The 20904-nt window shown below is 68.8% G+C and carries 21 protein-coding genes and 4 pseudogenes; 16 read left to right on the top strand and 9 right to left on the bottom strand.

Translation table 11 applies throughout. The features are described from left to right. Positions 1 to 52: 52 nt before the first annotated feature. From IE278_RS25310 to IE278_RS43405, 5 genes and pseudogenes are all read left to right on the top strand, one after another. On the top strand, positions 53 to 451 hold the full coding sequence (locus IE278_RS25310; RefSeq protein ID WP_246570613.1) for a hypothetical protein: 399 nt from the start codon (positions 53 to 55) through the stop codon (positions 449 to 451). A gap of 252 nt (positions 452 to 703) precedes the next feature. Further along, a pseudogene (locus IE278_RS25305) lies at positions 704 to 976 on the top strand (ATP-dependent DNA ligase); the annotation flags it as partial. Positions 977 to 1157: 181 nt separating this feature from the next. After that, positions 1158 to 1640, top strand: a complete 483-nt coding sequence (locus tag IE278_RS25300) for a hypothetical protein (RefSeq protein ID WP_189775547.1) — start codon at positions 1158 to 1160, stop codon at positions 1638 to 1640. Positions 1641 to 2156: 516 nt separating this feature from the next. Beyond that, positions 2157 to 2579, top strand: a pseudogene (locus IE278_RS25295) (transposase); the annotation flags it as partial. 60 nt (positions 2580 to 2639) lie between these two features. Next, a pseudogene (locus IE278_RS43405) lies at positions 2640 to 2802 on the top strand (IS701 family transposase); the annotation flags it as partial. A gap of 156 nt (positions 2803 to 2958) precedes the next feature. Here IE278_RS43405 and IE278_RS25290 read toward each other — a convergent pair. Further along, the gene (locus IE278_RS25290) at positions 2959 to 3831 is read right to left on the bottom strand and encodes a LysR family transcriptional regulator (protein WP_189775546.1); all 873 of its coding nucleotides are present in this window, start codon (positions 3829 to 3831) and stop codon (positions 2959 to 2961) included. A 129-nt stretch (positions 3832 to 3960) separates the two neighbouring features. On the opposite strand from IE278_RS25290, the gene IE278_RS25285 reads away from it, so the two are divergent. Together IE278_RS25285 and IE278_RS25280 are read left to right on the top strand one after the other, a co-directional pair. Next, complete coding sequence (locus IE278_RS25285) at positions 3961 to 4710, top strand: SDR family NAD(P)-dependent oxidoreductase (protein ID WP_189775545.1); 750 nt, start codon at positions 3961 to 3963, stop codon at positions 4708 to 4710. Between the two features lie 126 nt (positions 4711 to 4836). After that, the gene (locus IE278_RS25280; RefSeq protein WP_189775544.1) at positions 4837 to 5643 is read left to right on the top strand and encodes an SDR family NAD(P)-dependent oxidoreductase; all 807 of its coding nucleotides are present in this window, start codon (positions 4837 to 4839) and stop codon (positions 5641 to 5643) included. Between the two features lie 713 nt (positions 5644 to 6356). On the opposite strand, the gene IE278_RS25275 is transcribed toward IE278_RS25280, so the two are convergent. After that, a complete protein-coding gene (locus tag IE278_RS25275; protein WP_189775543.1) occupies positions 6357 to 7208 on the bottom strand; it encodes a helix-turn-helix transcriptional regulator in 852 nt (283 codons plus the stop codon). A 265-nt stretch (positions 7209 to 7473) separates the two neighbouring features. On the opposite strand from IE278_RS25275, the gene IE278_RS25270 reads away from it, so the two are divergent. Next, on the top strand, positions 7474 to 7803 hold the full coding sequence (locus IE278_RS25270) for an EthD domain-containing protein (RefSeq protein WP_246570612.1): 330 nt from the start codon (positions 7474 to 7476) through the stop codon (positions 7801 to 7803). Between the two features lie 286 nt (positions 7804 to 8089). Here IE278_RS25270 and IE278_RS25265 read toward each other — a convergent pair whose 3' ends face one another. Beyond that, on the bottom strand, positions 8090 to 8671 hold the full coding sequence (locus IE278_RS25265) for a TetR/AcrR family transcriptional regulator (RefSeq protein WP_189775541.1): 582 nt from the start codon (positions 8669 to 8671) through the stop codon (positions 8090 to 8092). A 50-nt stretch (positions 8672 to 8721) separates the two neighbouring features. On the opposite strand from IE278_RS25265, the gene IE278_RS25260 reads away from it, so the two are divergent. Continuing rightward, positions 8722 to 9678 carry a quinone oxidoreductase family protein gene (locus IE278_RS25260; protein WP_189775540.1) on the top strand — a complete coding sequence of 319 codons (957 nt, stop codon included), beginning with the start codon at positions 8722 to 8724 and terminating at the stop codon, positions 9676 to 9678. A 726-nt stretch (positions 9679 to 10404) separates the two neighbouring features. Here IE278_RS25260 and IE278_RS25255 read toward each other — a convergent pair. The 4 genes from IE278_RS25255 to IE278_RS25240 all read right to left on the bottom strand — a co-directional run bounded on the left by IE278_RS25255 (position 10405) and on the right by IE278_RS25240 (position 14464). Further along, a complete protein-coding gene (locus IE278_RS25255; protein WP_189775539.1) occupies positions 10405 to 11028 on the bottom strand; it encodes a class F sortase in 624 nt (207 codons plus the stop codon). Between the two features lie 101 nt (positions 11029 to 11129). Beyond that, positions 11130 to 11522: a hypothetical protein gene (locus tag IE278_RS25250; RefSeq protein WP_189775538.1), complete on the bottom strand. Its 393-nt coding sequence runs from the start codon at positions 11520 to 11522 to the stop codon at positions 11130 to 11132. Positions 11523 to 11646: 124 nt separating this feature from the next. Continuing rightward, on the bottom strand, positions 11647 to 13722 hold the full coding sequence (locus tag IE278_RS25245) for a sensor histidine kinase (protein WP_189775537.1): 2076 nt from the start codon (positions 13720 to 13722) through the stop codon (positions 11647 to 11649). Then, complete coding sequence (locus IE278_RS25240; RefSeq protein ID WP_189775602.1) at positions 13709 to 14464, bottom strand: response regulator transcription factor; 756 nt, start codon at positions 14462 to 14464, stop codon at positions 13709 to 13711. Before IE278_RS25240 ends, IE278_RS25245 begins: the two co-directional genes overlap by 14 nt. 661 nt (positions 14465 to 15125) lie before the next feature. Here IE278_RS25240 and IE278_RS25230 point away from each other — a divergent pair. Then, positions 15126 to 15851, top strand: a complete 726-nt coding sequence (locus tag IE278_RS25230; protein ID WP_189775535.1) for a hypothetical protein — start codon at positions 15126 to 15128, stop codon at positions 15849 to 15851. 155 nt (positions 15852 to 16006) lie between these two features. Continuing rightward, complete coding sequence (locus IE278_RS25225; protein WP_189775613.1) at positions 16007 to 16195, top strand: hypothetical protein; 189 nt, start codon at positions 16007 to 16009, stop codon at positions 16193 to 16195. A 3-nt stretch (positions 16196 to 16198) separates the two neighbouring features. Here the strand turns inward: IE278_RS25225 and IE278_RS42410 are convergent. Then, positions 16199 to 16612, bottom strand: a pseudogene (locus IE278_RS42410) (ATP-binding protein); the annotation flags it as partial. A 164-nt stretch (positions 16613 to 16776) separates the two neighbouring features. On the opposite strand from IE278_RS42410, the gene IE278_RS25215 reads away from it, so the two are divergent. After that, positions 16777 to 17142 (top strand): STAS domain-containing protein, encoded by a 366-nt coding sequence (locus IE278_RS25215; RefSeq protein WP_246570610.1) that lies wholly within the window; start codon positions 16777 to 16779, stop codon positions 17140 to 17142. Between the two features lie 468 nt (positions 17143 to 17610). Here IE278_RS25215 and IE278_RS25210 read toward each other — a convergent pair whose 3' ends face one another. Continuing rightward, a complete protein-coding gene (locus IE278_RS25210; RefSeq protein ID WP_189775612.1) occupies positions 17611 to 17766 on the bottom strand; it encodes a hypothetical protein in 156 nt (51 codons plus the stop codon). An 82-nt stretch (positions 17767 to 17848) separates the two neighbouring features. On the opposite strand from IE278_RS25210, the gene IE278_RS25205 reads away from it, so the two are divergent. The 4 genes from IE278_RS25205 (at position 17849) to IE278_RS25190 (ending at position 20795) form a co-directional block, all read left to right on the top strand. Then, complete coding sequence (locus IE278_RS25205) at positions 17849 to 18004, top strand: hypothetical protein (RefSeq protein WP_189775534.1); 156 nt, start codon at positions 17849 to 17851, stop codon at positions 18002 to 18004. 351 nt (positions 18005 to 18355) lie between these two features. Then, complete coding sequence (locus IE278_RS25200; RefSeq protein WP_189775533.1) at positions 18356 to 19159, top strand: alpha/beta fold hydrolase; 804 nt, start codon at positions 18356 to 18358, stop codon at positions 19157 to 19159. Further along, a complete protein-coding gene (locus tag IE278_RS25195) occupies positions 19159 to 20445 on the top strand; it encodes a PP2C family protein-serine/threonine phosphatase (RefSeq protein ID WP_189775532.1) in 1287 nt (428 codons plus the stop codon). The genes IE278_RS25200 and IE278_RS25195 overlap by 1 nt, the downstream gene beginning before the upstream one ends. Beyond that, on the top strand, positions 20442 to 20795 hold the full coding sequence (locus tag IE278_RS25190; RefSeq protein ID WP_189775531.1) for an STAS domain-containing protein: 354 nt from the start codon (positions 20442 to 20444) through the stop codon (positions 20793 to 20795). Before IE278_RS25195 ends, IE278_RS25190 begins: the two co-directional genes overlap by 4 nt. The last annotated feature ends 109 nt before the right edge of the window (positions 20796 to 20904 follow it).

Raw genomic sequence — 20904 nt, 5'->3', positions numbered from 1 at the left:
TGGTTTCGGGTCGATCTCGGCATGTTGCCGATCACCAAGGGAGGGAGAAGGTATGCGTGCTCGTTTGCGCACCATGGGAGTGCTGGCGGTCGCCGTCTTGTCGGTTGGTGGGCTGACCACCGCAACCGCCACGCCGGCTGCTGCGGCACCCGCCAAGGCACTGGCCTGCTACGACCACAGTCACAGCATCAACGGCACCGACCCCAACGGCCACTGGCCTCCCTACAGTTCCACGTACACCACGTCCTACTGCAACGACATCAACGTCAAGATGACCACGACGGTCAGTGTGCGGACCTGTTTCGACCCCACCAACGGCGACCCTTACTGCAACGGCTGGCGCACGGTCTATGCCAACACCTGGGGGCTGGCCGCCACCGACGTCAGGGACGGCACCAATTTCTGGCTGCTGTTCAGCAGCACCGGCGTCCAGGGAGTCGCCGCGTACTGACCCGTCCAGGAGGCTCCGGTGCCGGTCGTCTGCGCCGGAGCTCCGGCAGGTGGTGGATGCGGTGATCTGCCGCAGAAGACCTGTTCCGCACGGGCCTCTACAGGGCTCGCCGTGCGTCCTTGCCGATCGTGGGCCGGGGGCGCAGGGATCTCGGCCGAGAGTTGATGGTGATCCGGTCGGCGCCTGTGATCGACATGACGGCGGACGATGCCCTGCGGACAGCTCAACAGCGCATAACCGAAGTGGGAAGGATTCCGGGCGATGGTCCGCGTCGGCGCGGGCCGGGTGGTGCTGTGTTCCAGGCGCGGTACCGAGAGGGCAGCCGCATGTCCGGAGGTGGCGGCCGGGGGCGCGCAGTTGCCGGACGCGACCACGCTGGACGGCGAACTGGTCGTACGGGACACCGCGGGCCGCCTCGCGTTCGAGCGGTTGCAGAACCGGCTCACCCGGCGCGGTGCCGACACAGCCCACGCAGCGGAGGAGCGGCCGGCCTACTTCGTCACCGGATCGTGCACGGGTTCCTGACGGGCCTCTGCGGAGCCTCGGGGAGCATGTCAGCAGGTCGCAGACCCATGGTCGAGGGACCGCAAGCGTATGAGATTTCAGCGGTTACTCCCAGATTCTGCCAGTAACGCTCGTAATCCGCGTTGCTGTGGAGGAATCGGGAACCCCGCGCCTCGTAGTCCTGCCTGCTGCTGATCCGCCCGTGGAGAAGCTTTCGGCGGTGCATGGCGTGGCCGAAGTGCTGACGCTGCAGTCGCAGCGAGCCGGTGGCCGTGGTGCGGCGGATCAACGGGCGTACTTCTTCGACACGCTGGCCGAGTACCAGTGGGCACGACATGCCGAGGCGCTGATGCCGTCGTCGATCGATCAGCTGGTGAAACCGGTGACCGAGATCTGCGATCACTACGACCTGGTGCTCTGGGAACTGACATCCCGCCACGTCGACCACTACTTCGCGGGCCCCGGCAAACGAGTTCGGGGCACCGTCCGCACAAAGATCAACAACATCGACGGGTACTGCACCTTCCTCGAACAGCGTTTCGCCGGTGAGATCGCGCGCCGCTTCGGAGCGCGGCTGGAGTCGCCCAGTCGATACGTTCAACAAGCCCCGGCACCGCGGGGACTTCGGGCTGAGGATCCCGCCGTCCCAGCTGGCGATGCGAGAGTTCTTCGGCGGGTGGCGTGATGCGCTGCCGCAGGCCCGTAAGTGGGCGGTGGCCTGCCGGGACTATGTGATGACGAAGCTCGCCTACCTGTCCCGGGTGCGGGCGGCCGAGCTGTGCGGCGTGGGCATGGCCGACGTGCACTGGGAAGCCGGTCAGTGGGGCCGCTTCGTGGGGCAGGGCAAGGGTGCTCGCGGCTCGGGCCCGCGGGAGGCGTTTCATGTTCGAGCAGGGACGCGAGCTTTTGTGGTGGTACATCGAGGACGTGCGCGGCCAGTTCCGCGACGATCCCGAACACCCGCTGGCGCCCCTGTTCCCTTCCGAGCGGCTGCCCTCGATGGTCGCGGATCTGAGCATGCCGATCGCGCCGGCGATCGTGCCCGCCACGTTCTGCTGCGTGCTGAAGGCGGCCGGGCGCCTGTATCCGCCGGGGCCGGTCACCAACCTGTTCCCGCATCTGCTGCGCCACGCGTGCGCGACCCACCACTACGAGCGCGGCATGAGTCTGTGGGAGGTCCAGCGGCTGCCGGGAGAGCTACCGCTACTCGACGAACCTGCAGGTCGTCATCGACACCAACAGCCGCCTCATCGTGGCCGTCGGTGCTCCCCTGCCCGGCAGCCGCAGCGACTGCCGGACCTTCACCGAGTCAGGTGTCGACATCGCCTGCCGAGGCGTCCCGGTGATCGCCGATGGCGGCTACCAAGGCACCGGTCTGCTCATTCCTCACCGTCGACGACGCGGGCAGGAAGCCCTGAACCCGCAGCAGGAAGCCGAGAACAAGATCCACCGCGAGGCCCACTCCCGCGTCGAGCACGCCCTGTCCCGCCTGAAAATCTGGAAGATCCTGCGGGACTGCTGCCTCAAGGGCAGCGGCGTTCACCAGGCCATCCTCGGCATCGCACGCCTTCACAACATGGCCCTTACCGGACAGCGCTCACCACATACTCGGGACAACCTCTAGCGGTGACGGGCCATGCAACGGCTCCTCGGTGTCGGGTAACCGCCGCCGTCCTATTGGGGCAGGGAGTTGTACCTGACCAAGGCATGGACCGGAGATCGGGGATCGCTGCCGGGCCGCGAAGATTCCTGACCTGCGGGAGTTCGCCACCAAGGGCGACCTCGCAAAAGCGATGGTCGCCCGTTGCCTGGCCGGAGGTTCGCCGGCAGCGCGGGTGACACCGGAGGATCCTACGGCCAGAACGCACTGACCACTTCGATGAACTGGTCGAGCAAATCGTGTACTCACACGTGATCGGCATCGAGAAAACGGAGTGCTCATAGCCGAGAAGCCGGGGCATAGAGCCGCGATGGACAGGCGTCGCCAGCTGATGAAGTCGTTGCTACCAGTGTTGCCGGTTCAGCTGGTCCAGCAACGCGCTCTCCGCCCGGCCCGGAGTGCGCCGCACGCCCGCTATCACCGGTGCCGAGAGGGCGGGGTGCAGGGGGCGGGTCAGCCGTTCGAAGCCGTCGGGGACGGCGGACGACGGCGCGATGGTAACGCCCAGGCCTTCCGAGGCGAGCCTCACCGCGGTCGAGATCTGCGAGGCCCGGCCGACCGTTGAGGGAGCGAGCCCGTGGTCGGAGAGCAGGCCGGCCAGATATTCGTCGAGTTTGCTGGTGCGTTTATAGCGCACCCACCCCTCGGCGGCGAGGTCTTGGAGGAGGAGCGGCTCGTGCCGGCGAAGGAGCGGGTGGTCTTGCGGTAGGACGGCGACGTACGACTCCGTACCGAGCGTGTGGATGTCGAAGGTGCATCCCGGTGGAACGTCGTGCACCAGGAGCATGTCGAGGGTGCCCTGGCGTGCGAGCCGCTCCATGTCCGCGGGATCGGGTTCCTCGTGGATCGTGACCTGCAGGTGCGGGTGTCGACGGCGTAGCTCGCCGAGCGCGCGAGGGAGCTGGCGGGTCCCGAGCCCCATGTGGACAGCGATGATCATCTCGCCTGTCAGGTCACCGTCGGCGGCGCGGGCCGCGCTGAACGCGCGCCGGGAGGCGGTGGTGGCGATCTCTGCCTCCGCGAGGAAGGCCCGCCCCGCCACCGTCGGCGTCATTCCCTGCCGGGTCCGCGTGAACAGACGCACTCCAACCTGCTTCTCCAAGGCGCCGATCTGTTGAGACAGAGAGGGCTGGGTCAATCCCAGACGCTCGGCCGCCACCGTGATGCTGCCCTCCTCGGCCACAGCCAGCGCGTACTCGTACTGCCGCACGTTCATTCAGCACCGCCTCGTCACATAGAAGCTTCCTATAGGGAACATACCAAGAGGCTCTTTGCGCCTATGCCTGGCGCATGACTACCTTCTGGACCGCAAGCGGCATGTGTGTACCGACGTGAAGGAGAGAAAATGCGTCTCGCCGACAAGGTCGCCCTGGTCACGGGCGGAGGAGCAGGCCTCGGCCTGGCGATCGCCGAGAGGTTCGCTGCCGAAGGTGCCCACGTCTACATCACGGGGCGGCGAAAGGAAGTCCTCGACGACGCGGTGGCTTCCATCGCAGGCCGTGTCACGGCGGTCGCCGCCGACTCCACCTCGTCGAGCGATCTCGACGGTCTGATCGAGACGATCCGCAGGGACCGGGGGCGCCTTGACGTGCTCGTCGCCAACGCGGGCATGATCGAGCGGGTTGACTTCGGCGACGTGACCGAGGCTCACTTCGAGCGCACGTTCGGCATCAACGCGCGCGGGACGATGTTCACCGTCCAGACGGCGCTCCCCCTCATGCCGGTCGGCGGCTCGATCATTCTGGTGGGCTCGATCCAGGGCTTCAAGGGTCTCCCCGGATCCACTGCCTACAGCGCCGCGAAGGCAGCAGTGCGCTCCTACGCGCGCGTATGGGCGGCCGAGTTCGGCGACCGCGGCCTTCGGGTCAACGTGCTGACCCCAGGACCGTTCGACACAGCCATCATCGACGGGCAGGCCGAGTACTTCGGGCAGGACCCGGCGGTCCTGCGAGCCGGGATGGCCGCACACGTTCCCCTGGGACGCCTCGGGCGCCCCGAGGAACTCGCCAGTGCGGCGCTGTTCCTCGCCTCGGACGAGAGCAGCTTCATGACAGGGGCCGAACTCTGCGTCGACGGCGGCATGGGGCAGGTATGACCATCGCCACGCACATCCCATATCAGGGGCGCGCGAGGCTGCCCGTAACCAGTTTGCCTCTGCCCGGGCAGCACCGAGGACTCGTGCCACCACCCGTGATCCGCTCAATGGACAGGAGCAACAAGCATGGCAAGTAGGCCAGGGGTTCGCCACGGTGATGCAGCGCCGCGAAGGAACGCCGACGCGAGACTGGCGGGAAAGGTCGCGCTCGTCACGGGCGCGTCCAAGGGCATCGGGGCGGGTATCGCGCGGGAGTTCGCTGCGGCCGGAGCGTCGGTCGTGGTCAACTATGCCTCCAGCCCTGCTGACGCCGAGCGAGTGGTGCGGGACATCCAGGATCGAGGAGCGAGCGCAATCGCCGCGCAGGGGGATGTATCGGTGCCGGCGGACGTCGAACGCCTCTTCGCCAAGACCATGGATGCTTACGGCCGCTTCGACATTCTCGTCAACAATGCCGGTGTGTACTACCCACAGCCGCTGGAGAGCGTCACGCAGCAAGAGATCGACCGTCAGCTGTCGGTCAACCTGACCGGGCCGATCCGTACGATCCAAGAGGCTCTCAAGTACTTCGGGCCCGACGGTGGGTCCATCATCAACATCGGATCGCTGGACAGCGCCCGCGCGGTACCGGGAATGGCGGTGTATGCCGCGACGAAGGGGGCCATCGACGCCTTGACACGCGTCTTGGCCGCCGAGCTCGGCCCTCGCGGTATCCGGGTGAACACCCTGGCTCCAGGCGGTGTTGAGACAGAGGGTATCCACGCGGTCGGCTTCATCGGCAGCGACGCCGAGACGGGCATGATCGATCGCACTCCACTGGGCCGTATCGGCCAGCCCAGAGATCTGGCACAGGTGGCGGTCTTCTTCGCCTCCGACGAGGCCGCATGGGTCACCGGAGAGCGTCTCACCGCCTCCGGAGGCCTGCGAACCTGATACACCCTCGACGGAGGCCATAGGCCCGCGCCGCGAAATCCAGCGGGGCGCATCCCTTGCATCGAACTCGCACCGGCCGGGCCGAGGACGTCTTCCCCTCTTGGTGGGGCTGAGTCATCCTGCGGTTGGTGACCGCGAAAGGACCGGTGCCCCGAACGCGTCGCTGGGCATTGCCCGTGTACGCCTGGGCCTCGCCGGACGAGAGGGAAGGCCCACGGTCGGCCGAACGCCGACCACATCGCAGATCATTTACGGGACAGCCCCTGGGTCGGCTGACGACGTCGGCGTCGGTCATCCGGACCGCCTGCCTCTCATGGGCGTCGCTCTGCTGGACGACGTTGAAGTGGCCCGGCTGGGGATGGCGCTGCTTCGGGGCGGGGTCGGCCATCGGGACCAGGCGCCGCCAGGTGTCCACAGTGAAGCGCGCCAGGATCACTGTGGCGCGCTGCGCGCAGGTCTGCGGTTCGAGGACGGTGGTGTGGGGCCGTCCGTCGAAGATGCCGTGGGGCGGGCCGCGCGGGCCGCCTGTAGGGCATCCCGGAGCGCGGTGATGGCCGGGGACGTCTTCGGGTCGCCCTCCTGCCGGGATACCTCCCAGGGGCGGGCGGGCTGGCGCAGCGTGCCCGTTGGCCTCGTCTTGAGTGTCAGGCGCTGGGGAACGAGGTCACCCGCCCCTCCACCTTGGCACACGAAGATCATTCCGTCAGGACTTCTCAGCCGGGTATGTCCATACGCTGTGTTCCGATGACCGACAGCAGCCGTAGTGCCTGCTCTGCGGGAGAGCCGGGCTCGACCGTGTAGAGCACGATCTGCTGGTCCTGGTCGGGGATGTCGAGGAAGGTGCAGCTGAGGGTGATGGGGCCGATCAGCGGGTGGTTGACGGTTTTGAGCAGGGTGGGCTCGGGGTGCACGTCGTGCGCGGCCCACAGGCGGGCGAACTCCGCGCTGCCGGACAGGAGGTCCCCCACCAGCGTGGCCACCTCGCCGTCGTCAGGGCAGCGGGCGGCGGCGGCACGCAGGCGCCGGGCCGCGGCGCGGGCGAACGCTTCCGCGTCGAACGGGTCGTACAGCGGCCGCTCACGCGAGGGCGGTGCGAGGTAGGCACGGCGCAGGAGGTTGCGCTCGCGCCGGGGCAGGGGGGAGAAGTCCTCCAGGAGGGCGGTGGCCAGATCGTTCCAGGCGATCACCTCGTAGGTCACGGAGAGTACGATCGCCGCGGTGTGCGGCAGCCGCCGCAGCAGGTCGAGGATGCTGAGCGGCACTTCGCGTGAGGGCCCGGCCGGCGAACCGGACGGCGCGCCGGCGAGGTGGTGCAGGTGGTCCCGCTCGGCATTCGACAGGCGCAGGGCCCGGGCCAGGCCGGCGAGTACCTCGCGTGAGGGGCGCGGGCCGCGGGCCTGCTCAAGACGCGTGTAGTACTCCGTCGAGATGAACGCCAGCTGCGCCACCTCCTCGCGGCGCAGCCCTGGTGTGCGCCGACGCGGCCGGGCGGGCAGACCCACGTCGGCAGGGGTGATGCGCTCGCGCCTGCCACGCAGAAAGCCGGCCAGCTCCCGTCTGTCCATACCTCAGTGTGCGTCCCGCCGTGGAGCCGATCCAGGTACCGCCGGTGCCTGGATCGGCTCCACGACCGGACGCAGGCTTGCTGCCATGGACAACGCACAGATCACCGATACCGCAGTCCCCGCCGCCGGGAGCCTGACATCAACGGTCGTGTGCATCCCACTGGTCACGGCGCGCGGCGCGCGTATCAGCGCATTCCCTGGCTGGTGATATCGGTCCGGCGAATCTTCACTTATCGAACAGCAACGGACAGGCATCATGATCAAAATGGTCATCACGTTGAAGCGTCGCGAGGGCATGACTCATGACGAGTTCACCCACTACCAGCGGAACATCCACAGGCCGCTCCTCACGTCCATCCCCGAGGCAAAGCAGTGCATCCGCCGCTTCGTGGTGTCGTATCCCGTCCCCGCGCCGAACTGTCCCGAACCGGACTACGACTCGGTGGTCGAGACATGGTTCGACACGATGGACGACCTCAACGCGTTCTACTTCTGCGAGAACTTCCTCAAGACCGTCGACCCGGACCACGAGAACTTCATCGACCTGCACAGCTTTGGACGCATCATCTGCGAAGAGGAGGTCGTCGTCGGCTGAGGGCCCGGCACCGGCTTCGACACGGCCTCCACCGACAGCCGGGCAGGGCCGGCGCATCATCCGGGAAGGCCGTGTCGAACGCGGCCGCGTGATCGGCGACAAACGAACGGAAGACCTCCGCGACACCGTCCCGTCGGGGGGGAACGGACCGCATTGAGCGCATGCTCGGTGATGAGCGCGGTGACCGTGGTGCCCTCGGTCTCGGCACGCTCTGGTTGCCGTGCTCGCGCTGACCGCGTGCGCGGTTCTGGCGGGCGCGACCTCCGCGCTGGCGGTCAGCGTGCGTTCACAACAGCAGGCGGTCGAGGCAGAGGTTCAACCCGGCCTCCAGATGTTCCGCGGAACCTGTGGAGAGCAGGACGGTGACACCGCCCTGGACCGTAGCGATCACAGCCGCGGCCGTGCGGTCGGCGTCGAGGCCTGGGTCGGCCTCGCCGGCCGCTTGCGTGACCTCGATACCGGTTCGGACGCACTCCTGCCACCGTCGCACCAGTTGCGCCGTGACGGCCCTCGCGGCCGGGCTGTACCGGCCTACATCGGCGATCAGCACCCCGAGCGGGCAGTGCAGCCCTTGGTCGCGGTAGCGCTCGACAATCAGGTCGCGCCACGCTTCCCAGGCCGCGCGAGAAGTGAGTTCGCTCAGGTACGGCTCCTGGTCGTCGAAGACGCGCTCGGCTTCAAGTTCGGCGACCGCGAGCAGAAGCTGTTCCCGACCCTCGGGGAAGTAATAGAACATTTGCCCCTTGCCGGTGCCGCTGCGCCGGCCCACGTCGTCAAGGGTGGTGGCGTTCGTGCCGCGTTCGCGGATCTCGGCTGCGGCGGCTTCGACGATACGCAGGCGGGTCGCGGCGCCTTTTTTCGTGGTCACCACGCAAAGTGTACTTGCAGGTACAATTTCTGGAACCTACCTTCGGCCCCATGAAAGCGATAGTTGTCAGGGAAGCAGGGGGACCGGAGGTGCTGGAGCTGCGCGAGCGGCCGGCACCTCGTCCGGGCCCGGGAGAAGTCCTGGTGGACGTCCGCGCGGCGGGTGTGAATTTCTTCGATACCGCCATCCGTAGACAAGCGGTGGCCGAGGTGCCGGGCGCGGAAGGCGTCGGCGTGGTGGCGGAGACGGGCAAGGGCGTGCACGCGTTCGCCCCGGGTGATCGTGTCGCGTGGTTGACGATCAATAGCCATGGCAGTTATGCCGAGCAGATCGTGCTCCCGGCGAGCGGTGCCGTCCCGGTGCCCGACGCCGTTGACGACGAGACGGCCGCGGCCGTGCTCATGCAGGGCCTGACCGCGCATCATTTCGCCACCGTGTCCCACCCGGTGCGAGCGGGAGAAATCGCACTCGTGCACGCGGCAGCCGGCGGGGTCGGAATGATGCTCACTCAGATCGTCAAAGCCCGCGGCGGCACCGTGATCGGCCTGGTGTCGCGACCGGAGAAGGCCAGGCACGCCACGGGTGCGGGTGCCGACCACGTCCTGGTCTCCTCCGGTGACGCGTTCGTCGAGCCGGTGCGCAAGCTGACCGGCGGCGAGGGGGTGCACGTGGTGTTCGACGGTGCGGGCGCGACCACTTTCGCCGCATCACTGAAGGTACTGCGCACGCACGGCACGATGGTGTTCTACGGGCCGCTGATCGGTGACGTACCGACCATCGCGATGAACGACATCCCCCGCAGCACCCGCCTCACCTACGGCGTGACTGAGGACCATATCCGCACCCCCGAGGAACTCGCGGCGCGCACGGCCGAGCTGTTCGCGCTCGTCGAGAGGGGCGAACTGGTCGTCCGGATCGGCGGCCGCTACCCGCTGGCCGATGCAGCGAGGGCCCACGCAGACATCGAGTCACGTACGACCACCGGGAAACTACTGTTGGTCCCCTGACCGAGCCCGAAGGCCGTCATCACGGGGCGCGGGGTGTGAGGCACGGTGCGGGGCGGCCGCCGGGGCCGCCCGGCGTCTCCTCACACGCTGCTGCTCGGGTCGGTACGGCACCGATGGCCGTCGTCACTACGTCGGCCGCACCGCCCGTCTCGCCCGGACAGCGGGTGCCGCGGTGGCCGGTCTGCTCGCCCCGGAGCGGCACGAACATCCGTGGACAGGCTGGTCGTTCTCCGCCAGGTGGGGCAGCCCGGAAAGCTGGCCGTCACGCTGGTGCAACCCGAACGGGTGGTGGAAGTCGGCGTCGACGTCGCCCGTGACGCATCCGGCCGGTGGCGTCATCCCGCCCGCCGGCACCGTATCCGAGCGGAGTTGCATCCGATGCATGTGCCGCTCTTCGGTGAGCGAGACGATCCCGCCGGTCGTCCCGGCGGTCAGTATGAGGGGTAGGCGATCCTGAGCTGGGTCTTTCCTTGAAGTGACGACGACCTCGATCCGCTCCGTGCCGGCTCCTCAAGTACGGCGTCGCCACGCATCCACATCGCCCGGCGGTGCTCGCTGGCGGCGCAGGCGAGAGCGGCGACGGCCGCCAGGCAGTCGCCGCTCTCGCCTGCGCCGTGGCTGACGCGTACCGACCGTTCAGCGGCGCGCTCCTGGAACCGGCCGCTGACGATCGAGCTGCGGACGTCACTCGTGACGAGAGAGCGAAACGGACACGCCCTACGGCGCTCAGCTCGCTGTCGCGTACACGATGAGGTTGTCGACAGGGTGCCCCTGCGCGTCGAAGTCGCCGTCGCACGTGATGAGCCGTAGAGCACGTTCCTGGGTCGGCCCGTAGACCTTCTCCGTCGGGAAGGCGTTCTTGGCGACGCTCTCCGTGGCCGTGACGGTGAAGTGGACGGTGTTTCCCGTCTTGTCGGTGACGGTGATGTCCGCACCCTCCTTGATCTTCTTCAGGTCGTGGAAGACGGCCTCGCCGAAGCGGGTGTCGTTGTGGCCGATGATGACGGCCGCGCCGATCTCACCGGGCACCGCACCGCCCGTGTACCAGCCCGCGGTCATCCCCTCCTCGGCCGGCGGGACCTGGACCGTCCGGTCCGTGTTGAGGCCCAACTCCATCAGCGAACTGGTGATCCCCACGGAGGGAACGGCCACCTCGGCAGGGGCCGCCGGAGCGTCGGCCGCAGGCCGCTCGGACTTCGGAGCACCCGACGCGGCGGCGGGGGCGGTCGGAGCGGCCCGGACCGTCGGGTCGGGGCCGGACGAACAGCCGGTGAGCAGGGTGACGAGGGTCAACAGGGTGAGGGTCGCGAGGCGGGCCCGGGGCAGGGCCGGACGGTGTGCAGGGGGCAACTCGGGCTCCAGAACAGGGTGCGAGGGTTCGCCGGAACGCACAGGGCGCCGCCTGGTGAAGGGCGGCGCCACCGTTTCGTACGAGAGGTCGTGCTGCCGGGTCAGCCTTCGCGGCGGGCGGTGGTGCGGCGGCGCAGTACGTAGGTGCCGGCCCCCGCGAGCAGCAGCGCGCCGGTGGCCGAACCGATGAGCGTGCCGGTGTTGTCGTCCTGGGCGGGGGCCTCTCCCGCGGCGACACCGCCACGCGGGTAGTCCTTGCCTCCGGCCTTCCGGGCTTCAGCGGCCTTCCGGGCCTCGGCCTCCTTGAGCGTCCTGGCATCCTCGGCCTTCTTCTTCGCCAGGGCCTCCTTGTCGGCCGAGGTCGAGTCGGTCGCGCCCGGCGTCGGAGTCGGATCGCTGGCGAAGGCCGCGGTGGCCGGGACGAGCAGCGCGCCGGCCGCGACGCCGGTCAGGACAGCGATACGCAGCGGGCGCAGGGTGAGACGGCGGGACATGTGAGGGCTCCAGTTCCAGCCCGGCTTGGTCGTTCCTGGTTTGCCGATCCGCACCAGGTTCCGGGCATGGCTTCACCCTGACGGCCACTTGTGAGGAAACTGTCAGAGCGCTGTCGTCATCCCATCAGGGTCGACCGGGGCCCTGCGGCTTCCGTGACTCGGCTGTCGGCAGCCGCAGGGTGAAGGTGGCCCCCTCCCCCTCCGTGCTGGCCACGTCCACCGTGCCGCCGTGGGCCTCGGCGAGCTTGAGGACGATCGCCAGGCCGAGGCCGCTGCCGCCGGTGCTGCGATTGCGGGACTTCTCCGCCCGCCAGAAACGGTCGAACACGTACGGGAGGTCGCCCGCCGGAATGCCACTGCCGGTGTCGGACACCTCCACGGCCAGCTCGTCCCCCGGGTCGGTGACGTACCGGCGCAGGGTCACCGTGCCGCCGGCCGGGGTGTGGCGCACCGCGTTGGAGAGCAGGTTGCTGACGGTCTGCCGCAGCCGTACGGGGTCGGCGTCGAGGAGCGGCGGGTGAGGGGTGCCCGGCGGCGGTGTCAGGACCGTGAGGGTGACGCCCGCCGTCTCCGCCAACCCCTGGTGCGCGGCGGCGACCTGGCCGAGCAGCTCGTCGATCCGTACCGGCTTCCGGTGGAGCCGCAGGGCGCCCGCGTCGGCCGCGCCCAGGTCCTGGAGGTCGTTGATGAGGTGCTGGAGCTGCACCGCCTCCTCCAGGAGCGAGGAGACGAACGCGGGGTCCGGCACGGCCAGTCCGTCGTGGGCCGCCTCCAGCCAGCCCCGGATGTTGCTCAGCGGCGTTCGCAGCTCATGGGCGACATCGCTGACCATCACCTTGCGCTGCTCCTCCAGGCGGGCCCGGTGCGCGGCCATGTCGTTGAAGGCCGCCGTCAGCCGTCCGATCTCATTGTCGGAGACGACGGGCACGGGCACCGGCGTCGCGTCCAGGCCCTCCCGCATGCGCTGGGCGGCGCCGGTGAGCGCGTGCAACGGGCGTACGAGCCTGGCTCCGGCGAGCACCGAGGCGCCGACGGTGAGGGCGAGGACCAGAGCGGTGACACCGGCGATGCGTGCGGTGTTGGCGCGGGAGAGGTCGAAGCCAGGCACGCCGGCGGCACCGGGGCCTTCGATGAACAGGAGTGCGGGCTCGGCGACATAGCCCGTGAGCTGTTCCCGGCGGGCGCTTTCGACACAGCTGGCCACGGCCCGGTCGTACGCGCTGTCGCGGATCTCGGCGGGGGCGTAGTCGAGTGCGCCGCCGGCAGCCGCTTTGCGTTCGGCCGTCGCGGCGTCCTGCGCCTTCTTGGCTGCCAGGGCCTTCGCCTCCCGATCGCTGAGGCCGTCCTCGGCGCCGGAGACCGCGTCGTCCCGCCCGTATGCGTAACTCCGGTCCCAGGACAGGTCCAGGTTCAGTTTCACGGCGGTGCGACCCTGTCGTTTCAGACAGGCGTCAGCCAGTTGGTTGAGGGCGCTCAGGGCCTTCCGCTCGGTCGCGGTGGGACCGACCGGGTAGGACGCAAAGCACTTGGCCTCCATGTCACGGTCGGTGACGCTGTCGGTCCCACCCTCGGTCTCGTCGCTCACGAACTGGACGCGGGGCCGTCCGCCCGGGCTCTCGACGACGTCGGCGGCGATACCCATCCGGCTGAGGCACTCCGCCCTCCCGACGGCGGCCTTGCGCAGTGCGTCGTGTTCCTTCGCGGGCAGCCGGAAGGGTCCCACGGCCCGCGGATCGACGCGGTCGGCGCCGGCCTTGGCCGCGTCGGGCACCAGCACGGTGTCGACGGAGCGTGGATCCACGACCGCCGAGGCCTGTTGAGCGAGCAGATCGTCGGACGAACCGCCGCCCGCTGAGCGCGAGTTCGCCGAGTCCACGAACGGGCGTCGGCCCGGCGTCGTGAGCACGATCCGGCGCCCGGACTCCCGGGCCAGATCTCGCACGGTGGTGTCGACGCCGTCCCAGTCGGGGTGGGTGGCCGCGTAGCCGAGGAGGGTGTTGTAGATCTTCGCGTCGGACTTGAGGTTCTGCCCCTGCTCCTGGCGGATCGCGACGGAGGTCGTCTGCACGGCCAGCCAGGCGGTCGCGGCGACCGAGCACGAGGCCACCAGCGCCGTCACGGTCAACAGCCGCCCCGCCAGACTCTTGCGCAGCGGCAGCCGGGCGGCCCCCGCCGCACCTCCCCTGTCAGGACGACGCATGGCGCACGCTCTTCGCGGGGTCCGTGAGTTTGTAGCCGACGCCGAAGACGGTGAGGAGGCGGGCCGGCCGTCGTGGGACGCGCTCGATCTTCTTGCGCAGGTTCATGACGTGCACGTCGACGGTCCGGCCGCTGATGTACTTGTCGAAGCCGTGCAGCTCTTCCAGAAGCCGTGCCCTGGTGAAGACCCGGTCGGGCTCGGCCGCCATCGCCGCGAGGAGACGGAACTCACCGGGCGTGCACTCGACGGGCGTCCCGGCGACCGACACCTCGTGCCTCAAGGGATCGACCCTGAGCACGCCGACCGTCAACACCTCGTCGTCCGGGGCCGCTTCGGGCTCCGAGGCGGGAGCGGGGACGGGTACGGTCGCCGGAGCCAGATCGGGGCCGCACCGGTTGCGGCGAAGCAAAGTCCTTACCCGGGCGGTGAGTTCACGCGGACTGAACGGCTTGGTCATGTAGTCGTCGGCACCGAGGTCGAGGCCGAGCAGCAGATCGTCCTCGGTGCTGCGGGCCGTCAGCATCAGCACCGGCACCTCCCGGCGTTCGGCGCGCAGGATCCGTACGACGTCGAGACCGTCGGCCCCGGGCATCATCACGTCGAGAACGACCAGGTCGGGTTCCTGGTGCCGGACCGTCTCGAGAGCCGTCCGGCCGTCCTCGACGACCGTGACGGCGTGACCCTCGTGCTCCAGGTAACGGCGCACCAGTTCGGCCTGCTTCGCGTCGTCTTCGGCGACCACAATGTTTGCGCACACGCCGCAGATCGTAGCGACCGCCGACGTCAGGAGGTCGGAAGTGTTCATACCGTGACGGCGGTTCGGTGGTGGACAGGCGAGAGTACGGGGCTGCCGTCAAGCGTCCCGTGCGGTCGAGGAGCAACTCGGCCAGGAGGGCGTCGCCCCACCCGATGAAGTCTCCCCGTGGTCTTGGACACGCGTCGGTTATGCCGCGGGGGCGTGTCGATGCCGCTGCCTGGTCTCGGCCGAGGTGAGGTGGCCGAAGGTCGTGTGCTTGCGCAGGCGGCGGCGGTTGTGGAAGGTCTCGGTGAAGGTGCAGACTTCGGCGCGGGCGGCGGCCCGGTCGGACCAGATGCGGGTGCCGATCTCTTCCTTGGGCAGGGCTCAGAAACTCTCCGCGGCCGCGTTGTCGAAGCATGAGCCGGTGCGTCCGCAGCTGTTCCGTAGTCCCAACTCCCTTATTCGGTCGCGAAAATGGGTCGAGGTGTATTCGCTGCCGCGGTCACCGTGGATCACGCAGCCGGGCTCCAGGTTCCCTCGGCCGTAGGCCATGCCGCCAAAAGACGCGGGACTTCCCCCTGGGGAAGTCCCGCCCAATCACCGGGATCCCTTGGGGAGTCGGTCGTCCGGCTGGTTGTCAGTGGGTCCTGCCAGGATGTGCCGCATGCTGAGTCGTGAGGAATTCATGGAAGCCGCGCGCACGAGCGGGGTCTCGCAGGGTGCCGTCGATGAGATTCTGCGGTGCCTGCGGCCATGCGTGGTGATCAACAGGGACAAGGTGGGTGAGCCGGTCGGCAGGTGGGAGCGCGAGGAAGAGATGGTGGTCTTTGTCGACTGTGCCGCTCTTCCTGAACGGCACCTGGACCTGGGGCTCGGGCTTCCCGGTTCAGGTTCTCTGGTGCTGGACCCCGGGGCGTCACCGCGGTGGCTCCCGGGTTCCTACGCCGACGAGTTGACGGATTCGGAGGAGAGCGGGGAGCTGCACGCGTATGCGGCGTGGACACTCGCGGAGTGGTACACGTACGCCAAGGACAGTGAGCATCCCGTGACGATGCATCCCGCCCTTGAGGAAGCAATGGCCGAGTACCGGCGGTGTCACGGTCCCATGGAGCTGTTGGCTGACGGTTATTTTGCTCCCGACAGGTCCCTGCAGCTCGGAGGTGTGATGCTCAACATCGCATCTGCGGGTCCGTTGGAACTCGAAATGATCGATCTCGAAGACGACTGGGACTGGAAATTCACTGACGAAATAGTGCGGAAGGCGTCTTCCTGGAGGCTCTTCGCCCATCTCCACCATGACAGCGGCTTCGAGTACTTGTGGCTGGTCCACCGTGAGGACACCGCTGTGGAGCGCTACGACGAGATCGTCTGGATGGAGCATCTCGAATGACTCCGCGGCCGGTCCGTGGAGCGCCGCCGGTCGCCGGCATACCGGGACTACCGTGACCGAAGCGCCTACGGGTGTTGCGGTCAGCTGGACGGCCTCGGACCAGTTTCACCTCACTGACGCGCCAGCACACCGACTGCGCCGCACATCACAACAGCATGCGGGTGCTGGTGAAGGCCGCCCTGTCAGGACTGCTCACCCGACTCGGACACGACGTCACCGACACACGGACCGACGGCCACCTGATGGTGCTCGCCGACACGGCTCTCACACCGGACAACAGCGCCCGGCGGACGCAAGAGCCGTCCTGCGCCGTCCTGGCGTTCCGCACCGCCGGCCGCTACTGAGGCCGGCTCCCGGTGAACCTCAAGACCCTGAGCGACCGCCATGACGACCTCCAGACCGTGCTGGCCGACCCTGCCCCCATCAGCGGCCCGGGCCACCGGCAGAACCGGATCGCTGTCCCGCACCGCCACTTCCACCGGATTCCCGACGATGCGCAGCCGCAGCAGGATCGGGCCCGGGGCCTACTTGTATGCGTTGGCGAACAGTTCGCTGACGACCAGCTGGGTCAGATCCATCGTGCGCGCGGACACCGGAAGGCCGTGCACGTCCCGGACGCGGGCAAGGAAGCCGGCCGCGCGGTGAAGAGCTGCAGCGATGACCGGCCCGCCGCCCTCCAGGACGACCGCCTGCTGGTTCGGACCGCTGCCGGGCGCCGGCACCACGCCGAACTCCCCCTCGGATCCCGCCGCCTCCACCATCCCTTCCCTCATCTTCACAGCGCGCGTACCCCGCGCCCCGCCTCGCATGTTCTCCGGGACGCCCAGCCGATGGCGAACGGTTGTGCCCCGCAGCATCCGGGCAGATTCGTGACGCTCTATCGTGTCGGTGCCCCAACTCCCGAACGAATGCAGGTGAGAGACCCTTGGCAGAGATCCACGACACAGCGCCGTCCAGCCGGCTGACGGTCGACCACAGCACCATCAACGGCATCCAAGTCGTCACTCTGCACGGCGAGATCGACCACCCCGTCACCCACCTGCTCACCGACGCCCTGAGCTTCCCCGACGGCACGACACCGCTGCGGATCGTGGCCGACCTCACCGATGTCACCTTCATGGACTCCAGCGGCATCAACATCCTCATCACCACCCACCAGCAAGCGAACGACACACAGGGATGGCTGCGCATCGCCGGCGCCCAACAAGCCGTCCAGCGCGTCCTGCGCATCGTCGGCGTGGACCAGCTCATGGACTGCCACCCCACCCTCGAACACGCCCTCCACGACTGACCACGCCGCCGCCCCATCGCAGCGCTCTCACCCACCAGAACCCCGGACGACATCGACTGCGGGAGGGAAGCGTGTGATCTGGAATGTGCAGGAGGTGGCCCGGGCAGGTGCGGCGCCAGGGTGCGGGCCATGCTCAGCAACTCGCGGATCACTGCGGCTTTGTCCCAGCGGACGCCGGTCTGGTCTCGCAGGTCCAGGAGCCAGTGGTCGATCTCCCAAGCCTCGGTCGGGTCGAAGCGGACCGTTGTGGGGACCACGCCCTGGGTCTGCGGGGCGGGCCGTGAAGCGGTGCCGTACGTCGCTGTCTTCACCAGACAACGAGCGATCGCGGCTTTCGTCGTGTGAAACGACGTCACCGGGTGGGCGTAGGGCCAGTGCGGTAGCGAGGCGGGATCCAGCATGCCGGGCGAGTGGAGCAGCACCAGCTTCTCGCTTCCAGGCACGGGTGTGGCCGGTGGGTGGGAACGGTCAGGAGGCGCGGCGGAGGGCGGCGGCCGGACCGATCACGCCGGGCCCGAACCTCGTAGGGATGCGGTCGCTGACCGCCTCCGCGGTCAGCCGGTCCTCGCGTGCCTGGTCGAGGCTGATCTGCTTGGCGACCTGGTCGGCGTCAACCGGGTCCACGGCCTTCAAGACACGATGGGTCGGGCTGGCTGGCGGGATGGGCGACGGGTCCCCGGCACGCCCAGGGGAAGGGTGGTGCACGATGACGCAGGACCGGCCACGTTCGAACACAGCGGGGCGGGCGGGACGCCGTCGGCGTCCCGCAGACGATCCCCTGGTACGCCACCCCAACGAGAAGGGCCGCGACATCCAGGCCCAGCACGTGGCCGTCACGGCCGAGGCGGTCCTCAACCGCTGACCGGGCCTGGACCACCCAGGTCCCAACGCGCGTCATCGGCCCCCGAACAAGGCACCATGTCCGCGACCTGGGGTGTCGTCGTGTGGGACCTCTGAGTACCGGGCCGGCCTGCGGCGATCTTCTCGAAGTACAACGGCCCGCCCGGACGGCGGTGCGGCACACAGGCTGCTCCCCCGGCGCTCGTCCATGTCCGTCCGGGACGGGCTTGCCGGCCGCTCAAGCGGGGCCTGCCGCCGGGCCGGTGCGGTCTCTTGGCCCCCACGGCGCACCGGAGCCGCGGTCGTAGCCCTGGCAGGCGCCGGGCACCAGGCCCCTGACTCGCATGAGCTGGGGAATGGGAAACTACCGGGTATGGATGTCCGTCGCAGGAACAATGTCACCGTCACCGGCCGTGCGGACGGCCCGGTGCTGCTGCTGGCGCACGGCTTCGGCTGCGACCAGAACATGTGGCGCCTGGTGGCTCCCGCGCTGGCCGAGCACTACCAGGTGGTGCTCTTCGACTACGTCGGCTCGGGCCGGGCGGACCCGTCGACCTGGGACGAGCGGCGTTACAGCTCCCTGGAGGGGTACGCGCTCGATGTGATGGAAATCTGTGAAGAGCTGGGCCTGCGAGATGTGACGTTCGTGGGGCATTCGGTCAGCGCGATGGTGGGGGTTCTGGCGGCTGCGAAGGCACCGCGGCGCATCTCCCGTCTCGTGATGGTCGCGCCCTCACCCCGCTACATCGACGACGACGGCTACCGGGGCGGGTTCAGCGCCGAGGACATCGACGAGTTGCTGGAGTCCCTGGAGTCGAACTATCTGGGCTGGTCGGCGGCGATGGCCCCGGTCATCATGGGCAATGCGGACCGGCCGGAACTGGGCCAGGAACTGACCGCCTCGTTCTGCGCGACCGACCTGGACATGGCCCGCGTCTTCGCCCGCACGACGTTTCTGTCCGACAGCCGCAAGGACCTGGAGACGGTCACGGTGCCGACGCTGATCCTGGAGTGCAGGCAGGACGTGATCGCTCCCCGCGAGGTCGGCGCCTACGTCCGCGACGTCATCCCGGGCAGTCGGCTGGTAACGCTGGAAGCAACGGGGCACTGCCCGCAGCTGAGCGCGCCGCAGGCCACCACGGGGGCAATCACCGACTTCCTCGCAGCGGCCCGATGATGTGCCGCATCGATCAGTCGGAGCCCGAACCCGGTGGGAAGCAGGACGCGGACGCCACGGACGCGGTGTTCACCTCGCTGCTGGAGGACAGTGCCGAGGAGCTGTACGAGCAGGCCCCCTGCGGGTATCTGTCGACGCTGATGGACGGCACCATCGCGAAGATCAACACCACGCTGCTGGACTGGCTGGGCCTGGCCCGGTCCGAGGTGGTGGGGCGGATGCGGTTCACCGATCTGCTCACGGTGGGCGGCAAGCTCTACCACGAGACGCACTTCGCACCGCTGCTGCAGATGAAGGGCGAGATCAGCGGCATCGCCCTGGACATCAAGGCCGCAGGTGGGCGGATGCCGGCGCTGGTGACCTCGAAGGTCAAGACCAGCGAGGACGGTGAGCCGCTGCTGATTCGCACCACCGTCTTCGACGCCCGCGATCGCCGCGCCTACGAGGCAGAGCTGCTGCGCGGGCGCCGGGCGGCCGAGGAAGCACGCCGGCAGTCCGAAGCCGACCGCGTCCGCCTCCAGGAGGCCCTCGCCGTACTCCAGCAGAGCCTGCTGCCCGCCGAACTGCCTGTGGTGCCGGGCCTGGAAGCCGGCTCCTACTACCACACGGCCTCCCCGGATCTGCTGGGCGGAGACTTCTACGACCTGTTCCCCCTGGATACCGGACGGTGGGCGTTCTTCCTCGGTGACGTGTGCGGCAAGGGCCCCCAGGCCGCCGCCGTCACCTCGCTGGCCCGCTACACGCTGCGGGCTGCCGCCCTGCACGACGCCGACCCGGTCACCGTGCTGACGACGCTGAACACCGTGCTGCACGAGCGCTACGCCAGCGGCGACGGGCGGTACTGCACGGCCATATTCGGCATCCTTCACCCCGCCGACGACGGCCACGTCGACCTGCATCTGGCTTCCGGTGGTCATCCTTCCGCGCTGATCCAGCGTGCGGACGGCAGCGCCGGCTACCTCCCCACCCCCGGCGGCCTCCTCATCGGCGTTCTGCCCCGAGCGCCCTTCACCGCCGCCCGCACCCGGCTGCTGCCCGGCGACACTCTGCTGCTGTACACCGACGGCCTGACCGAAGCCCGTACCGGTCCCGACCGCGCCCTGTACGGCGAGGACGCCCTGCGCGCCTTCACGGCCACCCAGCCGCCGACAGGCCCCAAGGACCTGATCACCGCCCTCAGCGGACTGCTGACCTCCTTCGGCAACGGCCTCGACGACGACACCGCACTGCTCGCCCTCGGCGTGCCCGCCCCGTCTCCCACCCCTGCGAGCGCAGACCTGACATGAGCGCACTGACCATCACCGCCCGCGACGCCGACACCGGTCCCGTACTGGAGATCACCGGCGACCTCGACTACGAGACGGCACCCGAACTGCGCAAGGCCGTAGACGGCCTGACTGTTGCCGCGGGACAGCTGCTGGTCCTGGACCTGGCCCATCTGGACTTCTGCGACTCCAGCGGGATCAGCGCCCTGCTGTCGGCCCGGAGCCTGGCCATCGAACGCGGCGGCCACATAGCCCTGGCCGCGGTCCCCGCAAACACCGCCCGTATTCTGCGCATCGTCGGCCTCGACCAGGTCTTTGCCCTTCACCAGGACGCCGCGACGGCCACCACCCGCAGCTCAGCCGCCCACTGAGCCAAACACCTCGGCGTAGGCCAGGTAGCGCCAGGACAACGCCTTCATGCTTCACCCGCGGACAGGGGGAGCAAGCCGCGGACACCGTGTCCAGCACCACTTCTACAGG

This window comes from Streptomyces tauricus (assembly GCF_014650955.1).
In the GTDB taxonomy this organism is placed as follows: domain Bacteria; phylum Actinomycetota; class Actinomycetes; order Streptomycetales; family Streptomycetaceae; genus Streptomyces; species Streptomyces tauricus.
Note: the sequence above shows the minus strand (reverse complement) of the source record. Positions and strands in the feature narration are given on the sequence as shown.

Coding starts and splice junctions, on each gene's coding strand:
- IE278_RS25310 (WP_246570613.1), top strand. CDS start 53: ATGCGTGCTCGTTTGCGCACCATGGGAGTGCTGGCGGTCGCCGTCTTG.
- IE278_RS25290 (WP_189775546.1), bottom strand. CDS start 3,831: ATGAACGTGCGGCAGTACGAGTACGCGCTGGCTGTGGCCGAGGAGGGC.
- IE278_RS25285 (WP_189775545.1), top strand. CDS start 3,961: ATGCGTCTCGCCGACAAGGTCGCCCTGGTCACGGGCGGAGGAGCAGGC.
- IE278_RS25280 (WP_189775544.1), top strand. CDS start 4,837: ATGGCAAGTAGGCCAGGGGTTCGCCACGGTGATGCAGCGCCGCGAAGG.
- IE278_RS25275 (WP_189775543.1), bottom strand. CDS start 7,208: ATGGACAGACGGGAGCTGGCCGGCTTTCTGCGTGGCAGGCGCGAGCGC.
- IE278_RS25270 (WP_246570612.1), top strand. CDS start 7,474: ATGGTCATCACGTTGAAGCGTCGCGAGGGCATGACTCATGACGAGTTC.
- IE278_RS25260 (WP_189775540.1), top strand. CDS start 8,722: ATGAAAGCGATAGTTGTCAGGGAAGCAGGGGGACCGGAGGTGCTGGAG.
- IE278_RS25250 (WP_189775538.1), bottom strand. CDS start 11,522: ATGTCCCGCCGTCTCACCCTGCGCCCGCTGCGTATCGCTGTCCTGACC.
- IE278_RS25245 (WP_189775537.1), bottom strand. CDS start 13,722: ATGCGTCGTCCTGACAGGGGAGGTGCGGCGGGGGCCGCCCGGCTGCCG.
- IE278_RS25230 (WP_189775535.1), top strand. CDS start 15,126: ATGCTGAGTCGTGAGGAATTCATGGAAGCCGCGCGCACGAGCGGGGTC.
- IE278_RS25225 (WP_189775613.1), top strand. CDS start 16,007: ATGCGGGTGCTGGTGAAGGCCGCCCTGTCAGGACTGCTCACCCGACTC.
- IE278_RS25205 (WP_189775534.1), top strand. CDS start 17,849: ATGACGCAGGACCGGCCACGTTCGAACACAGCGGGGCGGGCGGGACGC.
- IE278_RS25200 (WP_189775533.1), top strand. CDS start 18,356: ATGGATGTCCGTCGCAGGAACAATGTCACCGTCACCGGCCGTGCGGAC.
- IE278_RS25195 (WP_189775532.1), top strand. CDS start 19,159: ATGTGCCGCATCGATCAGTCGGAGCCCGAACCCGGTGGGAAGCAGGAC.
- IE278_RS25190 (WP_189775531.1), top strand. CDS start 20,442: ATGAGCGCACTGACCATCACCGCCCGCGACGCCGACACCGGTCCCGTA.